20 protein-coding genes are annotated in these 21725 nt (G+C 43.9%); 10 read left to right on the top strand and 10 right to left on the bottom strand.

The features are described from left to right. The first annotated feature begins 8 nt into the window (after window positions 1–8). A complete protein-coding gene (gene glpE / locus sps_RS00705; RefSeq protein ID WP_077750721.1) occupies window positions 9–317 on the top strand; it encodes a thiosulfate sulfurtransferase GlpE in 309 nt (102 codons plus the stop codon). 18 nt (window positions 318–335) lie between these two features. Continuing rightward, window positions 336–1175, top strand: a complete 840-nt coding sequence (gene glpG, locus sps_RS00700) for a rhomboid family intramembrane serine protease GlpG (RefSeq protein ID WP_077750720.1) — start codon at window positions 336–338, stop codon at window positions 1173–1175. A gap of 35 nt (window positions 1176–1210) precedes the next feature. Here the strand turns inward: glpG and elbB are convergent, their stop codons facing one another. Then, complete coding sequence (elbB, locus tag sps_RS00695) at window positions 1211–1864, bottom strand: isoprenoid biosynthesis glyoxalase ElbB (RefSeq protein ID WP_077750719.1); 654 nt, start codon at window positions 1862–1864, stop codon at window positions 1211–1213. Between the two features lie 436 nt (window positions 1865–2300). On the opposite strand from elbB, the gene polA reads away from it, so the two are divergent. Next, window positions 2301–5054 (top strand): DNA polymerase I, encoded by a 2754-nt coding sequence (gene polA / locus sps_RS00690; RefSeq protein ID WP_077750718.1) that lies wholly within the window; start codon window positions 2301–2303, stop codon window positions 5052–5054. Between the two features lie 760 nt (window positions 5055–5814). Here polA and yihA read toward each other — a convergent pair. Next, window positions 5815–6510 (bottom strand): ribosome biogenesis GTP-binding protein YihA/YsxC, encoded by a 696-nt coding sequence (gene yihA / locus sps_RS00685; protein WP_077750717.1) that lies wholly within the window; start codon window positions 6508–6510, stop codon window positions 5815–5817. 169 nt (window positions 6511–6679) lie between these two features. Here yihA and sps_RS00680 point away from each other — a divergent pair, with 169 nt between their 5' ends. The 7 genes from sps_RS00680 to sps_RS00650 all read left to right on the top strand — a co-directional run bounded on the left by sps_RS00680 (window position 6680) and on the right by sps_RS00650 (window position 14555). Continuing rightward, window positions 6680–7300 carry a c-type cytochrome gene (locus sps_RS00680; protein WP_077750716.1) on the top strand — a complete coding sequence of 207 codons (621 nt, stop codon included), beginning with the start codon at window positions 6680–6682 and terminating at the stop codon, window positions 7298–7300. A gap of 742 nt (window positions 7301–8042) precedes the next feature. Then, the gene (locus tag sps_RS00675) at window positions 8043–8720 is read left to right on the top strand and encodes a methyltransferase domain-containing protein (protein WP_077750715.1); all 678 of its coding nucleotides are present in this window, start codon (window positions 8043–8045) and stop codon (window positions 8718–8720) included. A 48-nt stretch (window positions 8721–8768) separates the two neighbouring features. Then, window positions 8769–9314, top strand: coding sequence for a Der GTPase-activating protein YihI (gene yihI / locus sps_RS00670; RefSeq protein ID WP_077750714.1), 546 nt, complete (start codon window positions 8769–8771; stop codon window positions 9312–9314). Window positions 9315–9375: 61 nt separating this feature from the next. Continuing rightward, complete coding sequence (locus sps_RS00665; RefSeq protein WP_077750713.1) at window positions 9376–9843, top strand: DUF2489 domain-containing protein; 468 nt, start codon at window positions 9376–9378, stop codon at window positions 9841–9843. 229 nt (window positions 9844–10072) lie between these two features. Next, window positions 10073–11449 (top strand): oxygen-independent coproporphyrinogen III oxidase, encoded by a 1377-nt coding sequence (gene hemN, locus sps_RS00660; protein ID WP_077750712.1) that lies wholly within the window; start codon window positions 10073–10075, stop codon window positions 11447–11449. Window positions 11450–11629: 180 nt separating this feature from the next. Next, a complete protein-coding gene (locus sps_RS00655; RefSeq protein WP_077750711.1) occupies window positions 11630–13441 on the top strand; it encodes a DUF885 domain-containing protein in 1812 nt (603 codons plus the stop codon). 118 nt (window positions 13442–13559) lie between these two features. Continuing rightward, complete coding sequence (locus sps_RS00650; RefSeq protein WP_077755503.1) at window positions 13560–14555, top strand: alpha/beta fold hydrolase; 996 nt, start codon at window positions 13560–13562, stop codon at window positions 14553–14555. Window positions 14556–14644: 89 nt separating this feature from the next. Here the strand turns inward: sps_RS00650 and flhA are convergent, their stop codons facing one another. The 8 genes from flhA to sps_RS00615 form a co-directional block, all read right to left on the bottom strand. After that, the gene (flhA, locus tag sps_RS00645) at window positions 14645–16726 is read right to left on the bottom strand and encodes a flagellar biosynthesis protein FlhA (RefSeq protein ID WP_077750710.1); all 2082 of its coding nucleotides are present in this window, start codon (window positions 16724–16726) and stop codon (window positions 14645–14647) included. Window positions 16727–16737: 11 nt separating this feature from the next. After that, window positions 16738–17871 (bottom strand): flagellar biosynthesis protein FlhB, encoded by a 1134-nt coding sequence (gene flhB / locus sps_RS00640; RefSeq protein ID WP_077750709.1) that lies wholly within the window; start codon window positions 17869–17871, stop codon window positions 16738–16740. Continuing rightward, entirely contained in the window at window positions 17868–18647 is a 780-nt protein-coding gene (fliR, locus tag sps_RS00635; protein WP_077750708.1) for a flagellar biosynthetic protein FliR, read from the bottom strand. Before fliR ends, flhB begins: the two co-directional genes overlap by 4 nt. A 2-nt stretch (window positions 18648–18649) precedes the next feature. Further along, entirely contained in the window at window positions 18650–18919 is a 270-nt protein-coding gene (locus sps_RS00630) for a flagellar biosynthetic protein FliQ (protein WP_077750707.1), read from the bottom strand. 4 nt (window positions 18920–18923) lie between these two features. Then, entirely contained in the window at window positions 18924–19067 is a 144-nt protein-coding gene (locus sps_RS28415; RefSeq protein WP_169915631.1) for a hypothetical protein, read from the bottom strand. Between the two features lie 59 nt (window positions 19068–19126). Next, window positions 19127–19855: a flagellar type III secretion system pore protein FliP gene (fliP, locus tag sps_RS00625; protein WP_077755502.1), complete on the bottom strand. Its 729-nt coding sequence runs from the start codon at window positions 19853–19855 to the stop codon at window positions 19127–19129. Between the two features lies 1 nt (window position 19856). Beyond that, complete coding sequence (fliN, locus tag sps_RS00620; protein ID WP_077750706.1) at window positions 19857–20213, bottom strand: flagellar motor switch protein FliN; 357 nt, start codon at window positions 20211–20213, stop codon at window positions 19857–19859. A 79-nt stretch (window positions 20214–20292) separates the two neighbouring features. Next, entirely contained in the window at window positions 20293–21171 is an 879-nt protein-coding gene (locus sps_RS00615; RefSeq protein WP_077750705.1) for a FliM/FliN family flagellar motor switch protein, read from the bottom strand. Window positions 21172–21725 lie beyond the last annotated feature (554 nt).

Here is a 21725-nt window from a genome sequence, read left to right as displayed (position 1 = left end):
AAGGTTCTATGTCTAACTTCCAACATTTTAGCGTCAATCAATTGATTCAGCTCTCTGAGAGTAATGCAGATATTCAGATCGTAGATATTCGCGATGCAGCCAGCTTTGCATCGGGTCATGTAGAAGGCTCAGTCAATCTCAATAACGAAAACCTCGCTAGTTTTGTAGCAGAAGCAGATATGGATCAACCTCTTATTGTTGTCTGTTATCATGGAATCAGCAGCCAAGGGGCGGCTCAATACTTAGGCGAGCAAGGGTTCGATGATGTTTATAGTCTAGATGGCGGCTATCAAGCTTGGCACGAAGCTCACGCATAAACCAATAAAGGATACGCTATGGTAGAAATAGGTAGGCTCCCCAATGAGCGAGCGGCTCAAGCGCTGATCGATTACCTTAAAGGCGAGAAGATTGAGTGTAAGATCTTGCCTACTGAACAGGGCGTCAGTGTTTGTGTGCTCAACGACCACCACAGTATTCGTGCCAGACAAGAATTTGAACGATTTATCCACAACCCTCACGATCCTAAATATTTGCAGGCTTCTTGGGATAATGGTGATAGCAAGCTGAAACTAGACTACGGTTCCCCCTCTCTGCAACTGGTCACACAATTTATTACTGGTGCAGGCCCATTAACCTTGGGCATCATTTTCATCTGCATCTTAGTGTTTGCAGGGTTTAACCTGGGCTTTGCCGAGCCGATATACCAATACCTGTCATTTTTTAATGCCGTTCCCGGATCTAGCCTGAGTGAGTTTTGGCGAGTATTTACCCCAAGTCTACTGCACTTCTCCGCCTTGCATATTATTTTTAACTTGCTCTGGTGGTGGTCTCTGGGAGGAAAAATAGAGAATAAATTAGGCCTGACTCCGCTACTCACTCTACTCATAGTTGCGGGAACCTTGCCTAATATCATCCAGTACTTCGTCGGTGGGCCAAACTTCGGGGGTTTATCCGGTGTAGTTTACGCCGTTGTCGGTTACACCTGGATCATGGGCACTAGACGCCCGGAATTAGGTATCGGCTTGCCCCCGGCCTACATGGGCTTCCTGCTTATCTGGTTAGTGTTTGGATTTACCGATATGTTCGGTCTCTCAATCGCCAATGGTGCACATGTCGGCGGCTTACTCGTCGGACTGGGGCAAGGCTGGATTGATAGTAAAAGAATAAACAGTTAGCAGATCCTAGGTTCTAGTCCCTAGGATCTAGAGCCTTATACCATCTCTATCACTTTCTTCACTAGCTTCTCGATACCAATACTCGCTTCGACGATATTACCCGCCAGCATATAAGCTGGAGTACTCACCACCTTATTGACCTCATCGACTATTATATCCTGAACTACAGCTTCCTGATGCACGCCTCCCATCAAGTTAAAGGCTTGGGCAGTCTCGCTGTCATTGCCTATAGTGCCTATGGCGCCCTCGCCGTATAAGAGGGGTATCATTACCGGTGCGATACAGATAAAACCAACCGGCTGCTTACTATCGGCAAATTGATTAATAAAATTTGTGACTTCCGGGGCAATAACGCAATCACTACCATTAGTAGCAAAGTTGCATAAATTTTTTGCGGCCCCAAAGCCTCCTGGTATGATCAAGGCATCAAACTCACTAAGTTCAAGCTCTTCGGTCGCCTTTATTTCGCCTCTGGCGATACGAGCAGATTCCACTAAAACATTTCTACTCTGGTTAGTTTCCACCTCACCAGTTAGATGATTAACCACATGCATCTGTAAAATATTAGGCGCAAAACACTGGTACTCCACGCCCAGCTTTGAAAGCGCTAACATAGTTAAAACAGATTCATGTATCTCACTACCATCGAATACACCGGAGCCACTCAATAAGACTGCTATTTTTTTCATTAAAACTAATCTCCATATATCTTTTTATTTTAACAGGAATACAACAAAGCCCTTGATCCGATTATTTTTCGTGCTAAGTTAGTGCATCGACTTTACCAAGCGCTGAATATTTAGCCAAGAGTTGAGTCTCGAAAGACAGAGAAATAATTAAGTCCACAAATTAGGATGATTTTCAAGAAACTAATGTCTAGTTCACACTTTTTTTGGTTTCACCTTAAAATCAACAGGTTACAACCCTATCGTTTTTACCGTATTAGCAAGTTCCTCAACAGATTAAAAGTTTAACTCACAGACTTATCCACAGGTCGTGTGTTATTTGCCGTGGCTGAAATTCCCCTTCTGTGGCATGCTAGCGTCAATATCAAAAATGCACTCAAAATCAGAGCCATTCACAGCTCTCGAAACCTAAATCGAAACCTAAATCGAAACCTAAATTATGCCTAAAATTGCCGAAAATCCGTTAGTTCTAGTAGATGGCTCCTCCTATCTTTATCGTGCCTATTATGCACCACCACATCTTACCAATTCTAAGGGTGAAGCCACCGGCGCTGTTTATGGCGTAATTAACATGTTACGCAGCCTGCTCAACCAGTATGAACCGACTCAAATGGCGGTAGTTTTCGATGCGAAAGGTAAAACCTTCCGTAACGACATGTACGAAGATTACAAGGCCCAGAGGCCGCCTATGCCAGATGATCTTCGCACTCAGATAGAACCTCTCCATAGAATAATACGTGCTATGGGATTGCCTCTGGTATGTATTTCCGGAGTCGAGGCGGACGATGTTATCGGCACAATCTCAACCCAAGCGAGTAAAGAGGGCAGAGCCGTACTTATCAGTACTGGCGATAAAGATATGGCCCAGCTCGTCGATGAGAATGTCACGCTGATCAACACAATGACCAATACCATCATGGGACCGGAGGAAGTCACCGAAAAATTTGGTGTCGGACCCGAGCTCATTATCGACTTATTAGCCCTACAGGGTGACAAGGCCGATAATATTCCCGGGCTTCCTGGTGTAGGCGAGAAAACAGCCGTAGCCATGCTAACCGGTGCTGGCGGCATAGATAAGATCCTAGCCGCTCCGGAAAAGATGCCTGAACTAGGCTTCAGAGGCGCTAAGACCATGCCGGCTAAGCTTGCCGAGCACGGCGATATACTCAAGTTATCCTATGAGCTGGCAACGATTAAGTTAGATGTCGAACTCGAACAAGACTGGCAAGAGCTCAATATCAAGCCGGCAGACCGAGATGAAATGATAAAATGTTTCGGTGAAATGGAATTTAAACGTTGGTTGGCCGAAGTACTCGATAATAAATCTGGCTCGAGTAAAGGTGAAGATACAGCCGATGAAGAAACTTCTAAGCAAGATATAAAAACCGAATACACCACTATATATACCCATGAAGAATTGGATCTTTGGATAGATAAACTCGCCAATGCAGAGCTCATCGCCATAGACACTGAGACCACCAGTCTCAACTATATGGAAGCCAAATTAGTCGGTATCTCCTTCGCAATAGAAGCGGGCAAGGCAGCCTATCTTCCATTAGCCCACGACTATTTAGATGCACCAGAACAACTGGATCAAGCTGAAGCCTTAGCAAAACTCAAGCCTCTACTGGAAAATCCCGAGCTAAAAAAAGTAGGACAAAATCTTAAATACGACATCAGTATTTTTGCCAATGTGGGCATTAAGCTGCAAGGCATAGCCTTCGATACTATGCTCGAGTCCTATGTCTTCAATTCAGTCGCATCTAAGCACAACATGGATGATCTGGCACTTAAATACCTAGGTCACAAAAATATCAGCTTCGAAGAGGTTGCAGGCAAAGGTGTCAAACAGCTGACCTTCAATCAAATCGACCTAGAAACCGCGGCTCCTTACGCAGCCGAAGACGCCGATATTACCCTCAGATTGCATCATCATTTATGGCCAAGATTAGAGAAAGAGCCGGAACTGGCTTCGGTATTTACCGATATTGAGCTGCCACTCATTCAAATACTGTCAGATATTGAGCGCAGAGGCGTTTTAATAGATAGCATGATGCTAGGGCAACAGAGTGAAGAGCTCGCCAGAAGCATAGATGAGTTAGAGCAACAAGCTTTCGAAATCGCCGATGAGAAATTCAATTTAAGTTCACCTAAGCAGCTTCAAGCACTATTTTTCGAGAAATTGGGCTATCCCATTATTAAGAAGACACCTAAAGGTGCCCCCTCCACTGCCGAAGAAGTATTAGTCGAATTAGCCTTAGATTATCCGCTACCCAAGATCATACTCCAACACAGAAGCTTAGCTAAGCTAAAGAGCACCTACACTGACAAGTTACCCCTCATGGTCAATGCTCAGAGTGGCCGAGTGCACACGAGTTATCATCAGGCCAATGCGGCTACTGGGCGTCTCTCTTCCAGCGAGCCTAACCTGCAAAACATCCCAATTCGTACGGAAGAGGGTCGCAGAATCCGTCACGCATTCATCGCACGTGAAGGCAAGAAGGTACTCGCAGCAGATTACTCACAAATCGAATTGCGCATCATGGCTCACTTGTCTCAAGATAAGGGATTACTCACAGCTTTCGCCGCCGGTAAAGATATTCACAGGGCAACCGCAGCCGAAGTATTCGATGTGGACTTCGATGAAGTCACTACGGAACAACGCCGTCGCGCCAAAGCGGTAAACTTCGGACTCATTTATGGCATGTCAGCATTTGGCCTCGCTAAGCAATTAGATATTCCTCGCCCTGAGGCTCAAAAGTATATCGACACTTACTTTAAACGTTACCCGGGTGTGCTCAAGTATATGGAAGAGACTCGCGCAGAAGCGGCAGATCTTGGTTACGTCTCGACGCTCTATGGTCGCAGGCTATATCTACCAGCGATTAAAGATAGGAATGCCATGAGACGCCAGGCAGCTGAGCGAGCAGCGATTAATGCGCCTATGCAAGGCACTGCCGCCGATATCATCAAGAAGGCCATGATCAACATAGCCCATTGGATTGCTACCGAGACTCAAGGTGAGATCGACATGATCATGCAAGTGCACGATGAACTCGTGTTCGAAGTCGACAGCGATAAGGCGGTTGAAATGCAGGAGAAAATTTGTCAGCTAATGGCCGATGCGGTCAGCCTGGATGTCGAACTCCTTGCAGAAGCTGGAATAGGTGATAACTGGGAACAGGCTCATTAGTCCTTGTTGGCATCATTAACCCCCTCTCTAGGAAGCCTTTGATATAAATCGAAGGCTTTTTACTTTCTACTCCTCATCTTTTCATCGTCCCATGACTAAAAAGAACGAGTGTCCGCCTTGAAAAACAGTAAACCAACTAAATTCACTCAAGTAAATACACGAAATGTTGATAAAAGATCAGTATATGATGAATTATCACGCCCAGCCCCCTAAGCGATTCAATTTCAATCAATATAATGATAATTATGGATCATAAAATAACATTTTCACTACGAAAACGTTAGATATAGGTCACATTATTGATGCCTTTTATAAAAAACTGTTTTCCTAATAACGTCCAATGGGGTATTATCCCCTGCGTAGGGTACAGAGGTTAAGATGTTCTATCTTTCAAACCTTTTTAGTTCATTTTTTAAATGGACAGCCAAATTATGGCGCCTCAGCAATGTATTTTGCTGGGGCTTTTTTTCGCCCAAAATAAATTTTAGAGCATTTACTTTAAATCCGATTAGATTCGCGCTATGCTGTCGTTATTAAGAGTCATTGAGTCTATCTTAATGACGCTTGAGTCTTGTTGAATTTAGCTTCTCCCCAAAAGAGCTAATTGGGCCGATGGTTATTCCGTCGGCTATTTTTTTGCCTAATTTTCAACTTACCAATACTCTCCCAGTAGAAAAACATCCAAAAAAAACGCCTACCAAAATAAAAATGGAAGACGCTATTTCATTGATGATTTTCGGCTTAAAAGTAAGCTTTAATCCTAAATTGCAGAATCAGTAGCAGGACTTTCGTCCTCGGATTCATTAACTTCATCTTCGGCTAATGCATCAACCAACCATTGAGGGTGACACCAAGTATCTAAAATACCTAAAACCTTGGCCTTACCTATACCCTTAAGTGAAGAGAATGGCTCCACCTTAACCCGATCATCAAAATCACCCAGATGCTTTCTGACTTCATTGACCATCTTCATACGCTCACTCTGCTTCATCTTGTCGGCTTTAGTTAACAGGGCTAGCACAGGAATTTCACTCTCGACGGCCCATTCGATCATCTGCATATCGAGATCTTTCAATGGATGCCTGATATCCATCAAGACCACCATACCACCTAGACATTTACGCTCCTGTAAGTATTCACCCAGTGCTTTCTGCCATTTCTTCTTGAGGGCAAGTGGCACTTGAGCGAAACCGTAACCAGGCAAATCAACTAGCCTGCGATGTTCATCCAATTCAAACACATTGATTAATTGAGTTCTTCCCGGTGTCTTACTGGTTCGTGCCAGACTCTTTTGATCTGTAAGAAGGTTCAAGGCGCTAGACTTACCCGCGTTCGAACGCCCTGCAAAGGCTATTTCGATTCCAGCATCTCCAGGTAAGTACTCATCAAGGTGTGCGATATCGGGGGCACTGATTAAAAACTTGGCTTTACGAAAATCAATACGAGATTCAGTCACTACTGACTCCAAAAATATTAGGTTTTGCACTATAAATATCGAAGAGTTGCTTACATTTTCACAATTTCGTGTAAAATATTACCCCGATCACATAAGTAGTATTTTATCACGCTTGCGGGCTCAGCTAGTAAGCTCAGGACAAAAAAATTTAACAATAAGTTGGAACGCCATGAAAAAGTTAGCTCTTGCGCTATCAGTCTTAGCCTGTATCTCTTCACCAGCAATGGCTGAAGGCAATGCTGAAGCGGGAAAAACTAAAGCAATTGTTTGTTCTGCCTGTCACGGTGTTGATGGTAACAGCATGATAGACATGTACCCAAAACTTGCTGGACAGCAAGCTACCTACCTGATTAAGCAGCTACATGATTTCCGTAGTGCGGCTAAAACAGGCGGTAAAGAGGGTCGTAACGATCCTATCATGGGTGGTATGGCTCTCATGCTCAGCGACCAAGATATCGAAGATGTCGCTGCATACTACTCTTCACAGACTAAAGCTGTAGTCGAAGTAAAAGATATACCGGCTCTAGGCGAGCAACTCTACAAGGGTGGCGACGTGACTCGCGGAATTACCGCTTGTATCGCATGTCACGGTCCTGAAGGTGCGGGTACTGAGCTAGCAGGTTTCCCTGATATCGGTGGTCAGCATGCCAACTACCTCAAAATACAGCTTAACAAGTTTAGCGATACAAATCGTAACAACGACTTAAATGGCATGATGCAAGACATCGCTAACAAACTTAACAGCGATGATATCGAAGCATTATCTAAATATATATCAAGCCTTAAGTAACTTTAAGCATGTTAAAAAAGGTGGTCACTCCACCTTTTTTAACATCATCACGTTTACCTTTACGTAAACTAACCGCAAAAACATACTTGACAGTGATCACAGATTTAGGTTTAATTAAGCCCGTACCGAGATGAACCCATCTGTTTGTATAAAATATTAAATAATAACTTACAGTTTTCGGTATTTAGTGAAAATTTAAGATATAAGAATAAATACTTTAAATAACAATAATATAATTAAGACCACTCACTAAAAATAACAAGAGTCGTGATTTCGATTGAAGTCCAGGTCAGAATAATTTGTGTAAGGAACTTGGTTAGGAAGGCCATTTAGCTGTAATAGCACTCCCTTAGCAGGTTTAGAGAAAGTTGTTCCGCCGATACCTAGTATCAGTTTTAGAACACTAGCACTAAACCAACAGTAAACCTTAACATGGATGGTTACATTAGGCGTCAAAGATGACGATAGGATTGTGATGTGTCATGAAGACCATCTACGGAAGCTGTGGTCAGGAAGACTCAGGAATATTAAGAAAGCGTCTGGAAGACCAATAACTACATAAGCATGCATGGAAAGCAGACTAAAAAAAGATGGAAATTGACCGGGAAAGTCGCATAGCAAGTACGGATACTTGAAATAAGAATTGGTGTCTTTGACACTTTTTGAAGGCGACAGTCGTACTGTCGCCTTTTTTTATGGCAAATATTACTATTCTGTCCATAGTGAGTAGATTCATACCTATATGCTTAGATGCCCTCTTTGTCACAACGAACATACCTCACTATTTTATCAAGACAGAAAACGCAGTATCTACACCTGTCATCACTGTCACTTGGTATTCTCCGATGCAAACTCTCACCTCCCACCTCAAGTAGAGAGACAAAGGTACCAACTAAGCGCCAGCAAATACCAAAAGCCCCTAAAGCAGTTTTTACTCAGCCTAATACAGCAGATCGCCCAAGAAACCGATCAAGCATTAACCGGACTTAACTTTGGCCGATTAGCTGACAATCAGACACTCGATACAATCAAAGCTCAGGGACATGATTTACGCCAGTATGATCCTTACTTTTCCCCCGACCACAGCCTACTCAAACAAGAATATGACTTTATTTGCTGTTATCGGGTATTCGAGCATTTCCGCTCCCCATTCAAGGAGTGGTCACTGCTATGTAAGCTTTTAAAACCAGGAGCTTGGCTGGCAATAAATACTAAATTACTCACCGAAATCCACGCTTTCGAAAGGTGGCATCACAAGAACAACCTGACTCATGTCAGCTTTTATCAGGCTGTCACCTTCGAGTTTCTAGCCGAGCAGGCAGGTTTTAAGCTATTATTCGCAGCAAATGATCTCATCTTGGTGCAAAAACCATCAGGATCTGATATAAAACGCGGCCAAAGTTCGCTTATTGATCTGTAATCAGCGCATTTATATCTAAATTTGTATTACCAGTTATTGAGAAAAGCCATGTCACACTCTAAGAAAACCCGTAAAGCCAATGAAAATGCGCCTAAGTTATCTCCAAGAACCAAGAAGAGTGAGCGTGTTCTTGAAGGCAAAAAGAAAAAGTCAGGAAACAAGGCAGGTAGCCGTCACAATTCAAATATTGTCGGTGGCAAAGATGGTTCGGCAGCCAGTAGGAAAGATCCACGACATGGCAGCAAGAAGGCAATAAAACTTGATCTTCCAAGCCAGGTCCAAGTGATCGCCCCTAAGAAAGAGCAAGGTCCAAAACTGACCGATGAGCAGAAACTATTTAAGCTCGAAGAAGATCCAAGACTAAACCAACTACTCGATATGCTCGAAGAGGGTAAAGATCTAAGCCAAGACGATCAGAAGTGGCTCAATAAAACACTGAATCAGATAGAAGCACTCATGGAGCGCTTAGGTATCACAGAGGAAGATGATCTTGACCAGGTTGTTCAGTCTACAGCTGCGGTGAGTGATGACGACTTGTTGGACAAGTTTGAATCCGGTGCAGACCTGTTAAAAGACTACCAGAAAAAAGATTAACGCTTAGTTCTCTATTGAAACGGCACCTATTTAGGTGCCCTCTATACCGACAGGGCATGACATGACAACTGCGCTTATAGCCATTGCTTTTATTATCATTACCGCCCTTACAGGCTACGCCACAGTCTTGTTGCTTAAGCTTCGTAAGCAGAGCATCCAAAGAAAGAAGCATCAGCAAGAATTAAAAGACATAAACCAAGCACGCCTAGACGAGCACTTGAACAGCATCCGCTACATTGCGACAGCAATGTTAGAAGAACGCTGCGAACTTTCAGAAGGCGTAATGAGAATAGCTAAACTTTTCAGTATTTTATCTATATCAGAACAAGTAGAACCTCAATATCCGGCTATTTTCAAACATTTTGAGGTGATCCAAGACCACCCCATCATGGCTCAACGAAAAAAGCTGGAGAAGCAACAACGCATGAAGCTGGATTTTGCCCGCATGCGATCCGAAGCCGAACTCGAAGCCGATATTCTTGAAGAAGCGAAACAACTAACCAGTTTTACTCCAAGTCCACTACATTAACTCGGTTAAAATCTCCTACTAAGCAAAGCCTACATAAGTATAAATAGTCCTATCCCGTGAGTCTGTGCACCAAATTTCATAAGAGCGCAGACAAACGCCCTCTTTCGTGGATATTCCCCACCTGAAATTAATTATTCAGCTTCAATTTATACAACATGGATCAAGGTTATTTCACCCATTACCATGCATACTTTACATATTGCTTAACTATTACTCTGGAGGACACGCCTTGAAGCAGCCCACCCAAATTAGTTGGGATCAGTCAATGATCGAAAAATATAATTACAGCGGCCCCCGTTATACTTCTTACCCGACGGCGCTGGAATTCGATGACTCCTTCACCGAAGACAAACTGCTGACTTCGATTAAGAACAGTAAGAGTGATAAGCTTTCTCTCTATATACATATTCCATATTGCGCCAAGCTTTGTTATTACTGTGGCTGTAATAAGGTCATCACTCGCCACCAGCATAAAGCAGATCAGTACCTAGAGTATCTGGCTGCAGAAATTATCAAACGTGCACCTCTGTTTAAGAACTATCTCGTCACTCAGATCCATTGGGGCGGTGGAACCCCGACCTTCCTGCGTCCGGATCAAATCCTTAAGCTATCTGAGCTGATCAAGGCCAATTTCAATATCGCCGAAGTTGGCGAGTACTCCATTGAAGTCGATCCCCGTGAAATTGAACTCACCATGTTAGATACGCTTAAAGAGGCCGGATTTAACCGCATCTCTATCGGCGTTCAGGATTTCAACAAGAAGGTACAGATTGCCGTCAACCGTGAGCAAGATGAGCAGTTCATCTTCGATCTTATGGCAAAAGCCAAAGAGCTGGGCTTCGTATCAACCAACATAGACCTTATCTATGGTCTGCCTCATCAGACACCAGCAACCTTTGCAGAAACCATGCAGCGAGTCTTAGATCTGGACCCGGACCGTCTTTCTGTCTTTAACTATGCTCACCTGCCTTCTCGATTCGCGGCTCAACGTAAGATTAAAGATGAAGATCTAGCCTCACCACAACAGAAACTAGATATGCTACATCAGACAATTGAAACCTTAACTGGTGCCGGTTACCAATATATCGGTATGGATCACTTCGCTAAGCCAGATGATGAACTATCTATCTTGCAAAACGAAGGCAGACTCCACAGAAACTTCCAAGGCTATACCACCCAGGAAGAATGTGACCTATTAGGCTTAGGTGTGTCTTCAATTAGCCAGATAGGCGACTGCTATGCCCAGAACCAGAAAGATATCCGTCCTTACTTCGAGTCTATCGATGCTAATGGTCATGCGTTATGGAAAGGTTGTGGCCTAAACCGTGACGATGAAATTCGCCGCGTGGTGATTAAACAGCTTATCTGTCACTTCGACTTAGACATGGTACAGATCGATGAGAAACTAGGGATTAACTTCGAAGACTACTTCGCCGAAGATTTAATGCTGCTACAAACCTTCATCGACGACAAGCTCGTCGACATCACAGACAGAAAGATCACCATCAGCCCAACAGGCCGATTGTTAATCCGTAATATCTGTATCTGTTTCGATGTCTATTACAGAGAGAAGGCTCGCCAGCAGCAATTTTCAAGGGTGATTTAATTGACAATGAGAGCTGTTTCAATGGCTCTCTAGAAATCATCTGTTTAGAAGCCGGCAATTAGTCGGCTTTTTTGTTCCCTTATTCTGTATATATTTTGTAACTTTTTTTGTATACAGTTTCGTTCGATAACGAGTCTGAGGCATAATCAAGGCATAATAATTAATAATAAGGTCTCTGTAATGCGTAAGCTTTTGCTTTCCGGTTTACTCGCCATTTCTCTCAGCGCTTGCCAAATCAATGCTATCTCCACAGAACACACTCAGTCTACGACATCTACTGAAAGCCTACTAACAACGGGAGTGAGTGATTTAAAGCTTAAATCAATTATTGAGGCCGACTGGAAAATTCAACTCGATAGCAGTCCTTCACTGGCATTTTCCGAAGGTGATGCCAGCGCAGCGGGTAAGCTAGCCGACTTATCACCGGAAAAATTAGATAACATTAATAACCGTAAGCAAACTCTGCTCAACACATTAAAGGGATTAAACAGAGATACCCTCTCGAAAGAGGACAAGATCAATGCCCAGATCCTCCAAGATCAGCTACAGAACAGCATCGATCTCTATAAATATAAAGATCACTACCTTCCCATCACAGCCGAGAGTGGTTTCCATGCTTATATCGCCTCTATTGCCAAGGCTAGATTCACAACTGAGCAAGACTACGAACACTATATTACCAAGTTATCAAACCTACCCAAGTACTTCGCTCAGCAGACCTATTGGCTAAAGCAAGGATTAGACTCAGGGATCACACCACCAAGAGTCACCCTAGATGGTTTCGAAGACAGCATCAGCGCCTTTATGGTTCCAGTGGAAGACAGTGGCTACTTCAAGCCTTTTACTCACTATCCAAAACATTTTAGTCAGGCTCAGAAAGACGAGTTGACAGCGCAAGGCCGCAAAATCATAGAGCAGCAGGTGCTGCCACTTTATCAAGCGTTTTATGATTTCATGACCAAGGAATACATTCCCGGAGCCCGCAAAGATATTGCCAGTGCCAGCCTACCCGATGGCGTCGCCTTCTATGAAAACCGTGTCCGTTACTACACCACTCTCGACATGACATCCGATGAAGTTCACCAACTCGGCCTCAAAGAAGTAAAACGTATCCGAGCAGAAATGCAGACCATTATCGACGATCTCGGTTTCGAGGGCAGTTTCGCCGACTTCTTACACTTTTTGCGTACCGATCCTCAGTTCTATCCTAAAACAGCCGAAGAATTACTCAAGGAAGCGGCCTTTATCGCCAAGAAGGCTGATGCCATGCTACCAAAATACTTTGGTAAGTTGCCCAGAACCCCATATGGCATTCAAGCCGTCCCGGCCGAGATAGCACCTAAATACACCACAGGACGTTACTCAGGTTCTAACCGAGACGATGAACCAGGTTATTACTGGGTCAACACTTACGCCTTAGATAAACGTCCTCTCTATGAACTTGAGGCCCTGACCTTACACGAAGCGGTACCCGGTCATCACCTACAAATCTCGCTCAATAAAGAGTTAACCAAGCTGCCGAACTTCCGCCGTTATAGCTATATCTCGGCCTTTGGTGAAGGCTGGGGACTCTACTCCGAGTATCTGGGTTTAGAGGCTGGTTTTTATCAAGACCCCTACAGTAACTTTGGTCGCCTGACCTATGAAATGTGGCGTGCGGCTCGTCTGGTCGTAGACACAGGCATGCACGCGAAAGGTTGGAGCCGACAGCAGGCACTGGACTTTATGGCCAGTAACACGGCTCTGTCCATGCATAACGTCACTACAGAGATAGACCGCTACATCTCATGGCCAGGCCAAGCCCTGTCATACAAGATTGGCGAACTTACTATCAAACGCCTGCGTGCTCAGGCTGAAAAGGAACTAGGTGAAAAGTTTGATATCAGAGCCTTTCACGATGCCCTCTTAGAAAATGGTTCTGTGCCTATGTCAGTACTGGAGCAACAAGTCGCTGACTTTATCTCCTCAGAAAAAGAGAAAATAGATAACTAAGCCAACAAAATCACGAGTATCCAGTATCTGGGTCTCCTAAGAGTGGTACTCGTGATTCACGGCGGCTTTTTACTCTATGCTACACTGGCAAGTAGCATACATAAGCCCAGTAGATATCATGTCGATAGCCGTCGAATCACAAATGAATAATCAAGTTAACCTTCAAGCTAAGCCGCTCTCCTCTGAGCAGATACTTAATACCCATGAACAGCAAGCTTTCTGGGGTAGAGTGACAGAGTCAGAAGTAAAAACTGATGACAATATCTCTCTCGCCTACATGTATATTGAGCACCCAGACAGTGAACGAGCCATAGTGATCAGCAGCGGGCGAATCGAGTCTTATCTTAAATATAAAGAGCTTATCTTCGACCTCTATAATCAAGGCTACAGTATTTTCGCACTGGATCATCGCGGCCAGGGCTTATCGACTCGTACCACAGCCAACCCCCATCACGGACATATCGATAAATTTAGTACCTACGTCGATGATTTTGCTTTATTTGTCGACACAGTGGTGACGCCTAGACAGTATCGAGAAGTTTTTCTGGTGGGTCACTCCATGGGCGGTGCTATCGGTACTCTGTATATTGACAAGCATCCCAATACTTTCACGGCGGCCGTTTTCTCAGCCCCCATGTACGGCATAAAACTTCCCATAAGCAAAGGTTTTATCCGTTGGCTGGCAAACCTGTTAGACACCAAACAGGGTGAAGAGCCTAACTATATATTGGGTGGTAAGGACTACCACGGCGATGAGTTCGCCAAGAATGATCTGACTAAGAGCCAGGCGCGTTATGAAGATTACCGCAAGCTTTATCAGCAACATCCAGAGCTACAACTTGGCTCGCCAACCAACCATTGGCTAGTCGAATCTATCGACGCCGGTGCCAAAACGGTAAAAGCAGCCAAAGAAACTAAGACGCCAATTTTGATTCTTCAGGCTGATGAGGACACGGTTGTCGATAACTTTGCTCAGTATCATGGTGTAGGAGGCTTGTGCGAACTGATCAATATTCCCAATGCTCGTCATGAAATCTTTATGGAGCAAGATGAAAGTCGCAACTTTGCCATAGAAAAACTACTTAAGTTCTTAGCCTCACACCACACGGGCTAAAATCAAGCACTCACAACCAGCATTAAAAAAGGGAGCTAGGCTCCCTTTGTTCTAACTGGACGTATCCAGCATATGCTTTGCAGTCAAAGCTAGCCCAACTGCCCTGCCACCATCAACTCACGACTCTCAGGGATCTCGTTATATGACAAGACATGCAGCCCTCGGGCAAAGGCCAAGGCGTATCGCGCCAGAATTGGCCTTAGCTGCGGCGAGACGAGCAACATAGGACTGTGACCTTGCTCTTTGGCTTGTGCCAGCAACTGAGGCATCTTCTGCTGTAGTTGAGCAAGCAGCTGAGGTTCCACCGGGAAACTGTCCAGTGACACCTTGCCCTGCTGTTGTGATTGATTAAGCGCCGTGAGCAAGGTCTGTTCCAATTCAGGCGCCAGAGTCAAGACGTTCAACTGCTGCGACGAACCAGCAATAGTGTGCAATATGCTACTACGAAGCGCACAGCGTACGTCGGCAGCGAGTAACACAGGATCTTTACTTTCCTCACTGCAATCGAGCAGAGTCGTGGCTATGGTGCGAATATCTTTGAGGGATACCTGCTCTTTGAGCAAGAGTCGATACACTTTCAACTGTAAAATCGGTGTCAACGCCGTAGAGAGTGATTCCGCCAATTTAGGTGACTGCTTAGCCAAGCGATCACTCAGTGCTATCACATCATCGTGTTGTAACATCTCCGGTAGAGACTCACGAATAAGTTTACTCACATGGGTCGCTATTACAGTGGCGTTATCGACGACAGAATAGCCTAAATTCAAGGCTTTAGCCTTAGTATCCGGCTCTATCCAAAGGGCATCCATCTGATAAGCGGGCTCTTTTGTAATAATGCCATCGACATCACCGAAAACAGGCCCACTCTTAATTGCCATCAACTTTTCGGGCTCTAATTCAGCGGTGATCACCGGGTTACCCATTAAATTAATTTGATAAGCATTAGGTGCCAAGGCTAAATTATCCCGAACACGCACCTCAGATAACAAGAATCCAGCTTGCTCGGACAAGGTCCGCCGAATGCCTGTTAAGCGTTTCTGCAGCTCGGCTCCCTTGCTGCGCTCGACAAGGTGTACCAAACGATAGCCAAGCCTCACCTCAATGAGATCGGTAAAAGGCAATGCTTCCCAGCTTGGCAATGATGGCTCTGATAGACTCTTTTCAAGTTTCTCTTCAATCTTTTCTTCAGGCCTAACCTCTACTCGCTGGCTCAGTTTCCAGGCGGAAAAACCTAAAACAGCAGCAAATGGAAGAAACACCAAGGCTGGCATGCCAGGCACAATACCAAAAATGACCATGATCACAGATGCTGTGGCCAAGGTCTTAGGATTCGCCAATAGCTGCTTACTGAGCTGAGCCGGCATCTCTTCAGCATCTGAAACTCGAGTCACGATTATCGCTGCGGCGGTAGCGAGCAACAAAGATGGGATCTGAGCGACCAATCCATCACCAATCGCCAACAAGGCATAAGTCTTAAAGGCATCACCTGCACTTAAGTCATGCATAAACATACCGATGGCAATACCGCCCAAAATATTGATCACTAAGATCAATATTCCGGCAATAGCATCACCACGAACAAACTTAGAGGCACCATCCATAGAGCCGTAAAAATCTGCCTCTCTGGCAACTTCCTGACGACGAAGTCTCGCCTGATCTTGGCTTAACACCCCAGCATTAAGATCGGCATCAATAGCCATTTGCTTACCGGGTAAGGCATCTAAGGTAAAGCGAGCTGATACCTCAGAGATGCGCTCACCACCTTTAGTGATCACCACAAAGTTTATGATCATCAAGATTAAGAAAATCACCGCACCGACCACATAATTGCCGTCAATGACCACTTCACCGAAGGCCTGGATCACTCTACCTGCAGCGTCTCCCCCTTGATGCCCCTCAATCAGCACGACTCGAGTGGAAGCGACATTCAATGTCAGTCTCATCAAGGTAGCAAGCAGCAAGACTGTCGGAAAAACAGAGAACTCCAACGGCCGCCTTATTGATACCGCAACCAACAAGACCATCACAGACAGGACTATGTTGAAAGTAAAGAGAATATCCAACAACCAGGGCGGCAGCGGAAGGATCACCATAGCAAGAATAGTCAGTAGCATGATAGGTATACCTATATAGCTACGATTTCCTGCAAATGTTCGAGATAACCAATTCATGGAAAGTACCTTTAATCGTGTCTTAAGTGTTTCGGAATAAAAAAGTTTGGTAACGGATCTGGGCGTTTCTTCTTACCATCTCTGGCCGCTTTTATCTGCAGTACGTAGCTCAATACATGGGCTATAGCGATAAAAAGTGCGGCGGGGATCTGTTGCTCAACTTTCGTCGAATAGTAGATAGCACGGGTGAGTGGTGGGAGCTCGATCACCTCAATATCATGCTGCTTGGCAATTTGTCGCATATAGAGGGCGACTTCATCTGTTCCCTTGGTCAATACATAAGGTGCATCGGCCTTTTCAACATCATATTTGAGTGCAACGGCATAATGTGTCGGATTAACCAACAAGACATCGGACTGTGGGATAGCAATTTCTGCTCTAGATCGTCCCATGCGTTGCTGTAATTGACGGATTTTAGCCTTGACCTCAGGTTTCCCATCCTGTTGTTTTTGCTCATCCTTAACATCCTGCCTCGACATCTTAAGCTCATTATGATGATGCCAATATTGATATGGCACATCGATAAACGTGATAACCAGCAGGCCAAGACCCAAATACAAGATCCCAAGCGCCAGCATATTGATGCCCTTGCTCACCGCTTCGTCGATAGGAAGTTGGTTATAGGTGAGTAATACTTGTAAATTATTTTCTAAGAAAATAAACATGATGCCAATAAGCAGGGTGATCTTGAGAATAGACTTAACCAACTCAACCAGAGATTTCACTGAACACATACGGCCAATACCGGCAATGGGATCGATACGACTGTACTTAAAATGGGCATTCTTAAAGCTAAATACCGGTCCACCAGGCATAGCACCTGCAACCATGGCAATAATTGCCACCATAATGAACAAGGGGCCAAGAATATTGAGCATCTCTACCAGAGTCGTACCAAGGTGCTCTAGCATCATACCTGGGCGATCTAACTCCTCTTTAGTGATAGACATATTAAACCGCGCCAATTGAGAAACACGAGCAGCAAACCAATCGGCACTCAGAAATAACATCATAGAACAGCCGATAATAAGCGCCGTAGAGGCCAGATCTTTAGAGCGCGGAACTTGGCCCTCCTCTCTGGCTTTCTTTAATTTCTGCGGTGTCGCCTTCTCAGTTTTACTCTGCCCGGTATTTTTTTTACTCATGTGATCCCCCCGATGAACTGATACATGGCAGATAAAGCTTCCAGACAAAGATCACTGTATCGACTAGGCAAGCCACTAAACGAGAAGAACACACATAACAGGCCCATCAACATGGACATAGGGAAACCGAGAGCGAAAACGTTCAAAGATGGTGCGGCGCGGCTCAATACACCAAAGGTGAGGTTAACCATCAACATGGCCAGTATTGCGGGAATTGCTAACATAAATGCCGACGCGAATAACCAGGCGAACCGGCCAACTAATCCCATCAAGGGCAAATCAAAAATACCAGTGCCGATTGGCCATAATCTAAAGCTATCGACGATAATACCAATTGCAACTAAATGACCATCAAGGGCAAGAAACAACAAGGTGCCATAGAGGAGAAACCATTGGCTTAATATAGGATTTGAGCTGCCATTTGCAGGATCATTCATAATCGCCATTGCCAAGCCCATCTGCATCGACATCATGGCACCAAACAGAGTCATTACATGGATCAAAATATATGTAAATAGCGCTAACATGAAGCCGATTAACAGCTGCTCTATAGCAAGAAATAGTGCTCCAATAGAAATAGCATCCACAGCTGGCACAGGAGGCAACATAGGTGATAACAAGGCAGAGATAAGCACAGCCAATAGTACTCTCACCATAGGCGGGATATAACTGCTACTCAAGAATGGCATTACAATAAAGGCACCCATTATTCGACAAAATGGCCACCAGAATGTTCCTATAAATGCACTGATTTGAACTGAAGTAAGTGAGAGCATAGTTACCCAATAATATGGGGGATCGTCATAAACAGACGATTAAAGAGATCAGAGATCTGTTGTAACAGCCAGGGACCCGAAAACAACACCATCAACAAGGTGAGAACCAGTCTGGGAAGAAAACTTAACGTCTGCTCATTCACCTGAGTTGCCGCTTGAAATACAGCGATTAATAGGCCAACTAACAGACTAGGCACGACGAGTACACCCACCATAGAAACCACAAGAAATATGGCATCGGCGAACATCGAAGTCAGCTCATTTACGTCCATAAATCTACCTTAGACCCGATGCTAACAAGCTAAGTAATGACTCCCAGCCATTGAACAAGACAATTCCACAAACCCCAAGACACAGCAGAAAATAGATCATGTCACCTAGGCTCAACTCTTTTTCTATCTCTCGCAAAATTTCCATCATGTTCACCTAATTAGGTTAATAACTAGCTCAAATAATCTTTGGTTCTGCCAGTGACAGCACTAACCAAAGCTCGCCACTAAGGTACCGACTGTCATAGACCAACCATCAACCAGCACAAATACCATCAACTTAAATGGCAAGGAGATAATTAACGGCGATAACATCATCATTCCCATAGACATCAAGACACTGGCCACGACGAGATCGATCACCAAAAAAGGCAGAAAGAGTAAAAAACCTATTTGAAATGCGGTCTTCAGCTCACTCAATACAAATGCCGGCATCAGCACAAAGAAAGGCACCTCATCGGCGGTCAAGGTCACTGGCTCATCGGCTATTTTCAACATCTGCTCGAGATCTGTCTCCCTGGTTTGAGCCAGCATAAATTTCCTGAGGGGCCCTTCACCAATAGAAACAGCCTCATTGAGCTCAATCGCGCCCTGGTCATAGGGTAGATAAGCTTGATCATAAATATCTTGCCCTACAGGCCTCATAATAAATATGGTCAACACCAGAGTGATCCCTATAAGTACCTTATTAGGGGGACTCTGCTGCAAGCCTAACGCCTGACGTAAAATAGCTAATACGACTATGATTCGGGTAAAACTTGTCATCATCATCAGCAGTGCAGGCAGAAAGCTCAGCACTGTCATTAATGCCAATATCTCAAGCTTGATATTCACAGACTGAGATTGATCACCATCATTGAACGTAAATAAGGTTAAACCTTCATTGGCAAACACATTAGGGGCAAACAGACATAAGATGAGCAACAGGACTCGACACATATCAGTCATTCGCTCCGGTTAGACTGATCGCCTCTACCTCTAGCAATCTCACACCATAGCGCCCATTAACCTCAACGACTTCGCCCCGCCCTAGTAGCGCACCGTTAACACGAATATCTAACGGCTCACCAACCATACGATCCAGTGCTACAACGTCCCCCTCTCCCATACGAGTTAATTCACCTAATGACATCTCAGCGCTGGCCAACTCCAACGTGACTTGAACAGGTAACTGCTGAAAAAATGAGATATCTTTTACAGGCTTAGCTTTAACGGCCTCCTGCTCAACGTCCTCATCAGCGAATAAATTATCATCAAGTAGAAAGTCTTCATCTTGTAGCAAAGTTTGTTCTGACACAGTTAGCTCCTAAAAATTTATTATTCAATAGCTTAAAAAATTCACATACATTCAAATAAATCATTGCATCACAATGAAATTAAACAGTTTTCATATCATCTTGCTGAAATATATCTTGGGTTAACTTGGCAACCATTTGGCCTTCATGGGTATGAATCGCAGCGTAAAAAAGCGGTCTTTTCCCTACGGTTACAGGACATCTGGAATGAAGTTTCATAGGCAAAATGTCTCCAGGTTTGAGACCACTGAGGGAAGTAACCGGAGTATTTTGTCGCCCTAGCTCAAGTAGCACTCTTAAAGGGATCTGTTTTAGTCGATACGCTAGCTTTTCTGACAGATCGGAAGTGGCTTGATATTGGCTGGGTTGCTCAGACATCAAGCCTAGCAAGTGTTCTGTCATACAGAACAGCATAGGAGGTGCCATATACTCTTCAGGAAACTTAAGCGCCCAATTTACTGGCGCTTGAATAGGTGTATTATTAGCAACTAGCTCAAGCTCTAAAGCCTCTTCATCTAGCTCAACAGTGGGTAGCATTTTCAGTGCGGCAAGCATAAGCTTTCTGGCCAGCCTAAACTCAGACTGACTAGGTGCTCTTAAAGGAGATTTCAACGGACTAGAAGTACTGCCATAATATGCGCTTGCAAGTTGATCTAACGTGCATCTGTCGATACGCCACCAGGCAAGTAGGGATCTATGATAACTAAGACGAAACCATGCATGTTTTCCTTCTGGCTCTATCGGCTGATCATCGGTCAAAGTTATATTGGTTAACCCATGATGACCTTGGCGGATAATTGGATTTAACACACCATTTGCAGCATCTAGCACTAAACGTTGGCACGACTCAACCTGAACCAGTAACCGACTTCTAGCAAGCTTTTCTTGGATTAACGCCACTGGCCTTACTTTCTCACACTGACTCAACTTCAGTAAATTTGCTTTCGCTGTTGTTTTCATTAAAACCCAACCAAGTAATTAAGTAAGTCTATTAATCAATTAATATGACAAACAAATAAAATGACTACTGCCATATTAATGACGCAACTAAAAAATGACTATCGACATATTTATGGCGCTATTTTAAGTTTTGTAATTAACAAATGTAAATACACGAACACTAACTTAATATAAGTGCAGTTCGATATGTAAAAATAAAATAAGCTATTAAGTCGACACAAAGCACCAATAACTTTAATTGTTTTTTATTTAATTTTTAATTTATTTTCAAAGTTCATCAAAGAAATCAAAATAAGGCAAAAACACAATAAAAACAGCAAGATGCAGAGATGTTACATTATATACCCTTGTATCAAAACTTATCAACACAGTAATAAATAGCGTGTTAAAGCATCAACCAAGGGATATATTCTAATACCATTTCTAATTTCGAAAAAGATAATAGCTGAATTAAATTAGTTCAACTAGCTTATTCTCACAAAATAAATAAATTAATGAGAAAACATTTTACATATTCATTAATTAATGTTTAATTACACTCCGAAAACAAGTCT

This window comes from Shewanella psychrophila, assembly GCF_002005305.1.
GTDB lineage: Bacteria > Pseudomonadota > Gammaproteobacteria > Enterobacterales > Shewanellaceae > Shewanella > Shewanella psychrophila.
The sequence above is the reverse complement of the archived record's forward strand: the minus strand, read 5'-3'. Positions and strand labels throughout refer to the sequence as shown.

Excerpts from the sequence above, each read along its gene's own strand:
- glpE (WP_077750721.1), top strand. The coding sequence starts at position 9 with ATGTCTAACTTCCAACATTTTAGCGTCAATCAATTGATTCAGCTCTCT.
- glpG (WP_077750720.1), top strand. The coding sequence starts at position 336 with ATGGTAGAAATAGGTAGGCTCCCCAATGAGCGAGCGGCTCAAGCGCTG.
- elbB (WP_077750719.1), bottom strand. The coding sequence starts at position 1,864 with ATGAAAAAAATAGCAGTCTTATTGAGTGGCTCCGGTGTATTCGATGGT.
- polA (WP_077750718.1), top strand. The coding sequence starts at position 2,301 with ATGCCTAAAATTGCCGAAAATCCGTTAGTTCTAGTAGATGGCTCCTCC.
- sps_RS00680 (WP_077750716.1), top strand. The coding sequence starts at position 6,680 with ATGAAAAAGTTAGCTCTTGCGCTATCAGTCTTAGCCTGTATCTCTTCA.
- sps_RS00675 (WP_077750715.1), top strand. The coding sequence starts at position 8,043 with ATGCTTAGATGCCCTCTTTGTCACAACGAACATACCTCACTATTTTAT.
- yihI (WP_077750714.1), top strand. The coding sequence starts at position 8,769 with ATGTCACACTCTAAGAAAACCCGTAAAGCCAATGAAAATGCGCCTAAG.
- sps_RS00665 (WP_077750713.1), top strand. The coding sequence starts at position 9,376 with ATGACAACTGCGCTTATAGCCATTGCTTTTATTATCATTACCGCCCTT.
- sps_RS00655 (WP_077750711.1), top strand. The coding sequence starts at position 11,630 with ATGCGTAAGCTTTTGCTTTCCGGTTTACTCGCCATTTCTCTCAGCGCT.
- sps_RS00650 (WP_077755503.1), top strand. The coding sequence starts at position 13,560 with ATGTCGATAGCCGTCGAATCACAAATGAATAATCAAGTTAACCTTCAA.
- flhA (WP_077750710.1), bottom strand. The coding sequence starts at position 16,726 with ATGAATTGGTTATCTCGAACATTTGCAGGAAATCGTAGCTATATAGGT.
- flhB (WP_077750709.1), bottom strand. The coding sequence starts at position 17,871 with ATGAGTAAAAAAAATACCGGGCAGAGTAAAACTGAGAAGGCGACACCG.
- fliR (WP_077750708.1), bottom strand. The coding sequence starts at position 18,647 with ATGCTCTCACTTACTTCAGTTCAAATCAGTGCATTTATAGGAACATTC.
- sps_RS00630 (WP_077750707.1), bottom strand. The coding sequence starts at position 18,919 with ATGGACGTAAATGAGCTGACTTCGATGTTCGCCGATGCCATATTTCTT.
- sps_RS28415 (WP_169915631.1), bottom strand. The coding sequence starts at position 19,067 with ATGATGGAAATTTTGCGAGAGATAGAAAAAGAGTTGAGCCTAGGTGAC.
- fliP (WP_077755502.1), bottom strand. The coding sequence starts at position 19,855 with ATGTGTCGAGTCCTGTTGCTCATCTTATGTCTGTTTGCCCCTAATGTG.
- sps_RS00615 (WP_077750705.1), bottom strand. The coding sequence starts at position 21,171 with ATGAAAACAACAGCGAAAGCAAATTTACTGAAGTTGAGTCAGTGTGAG.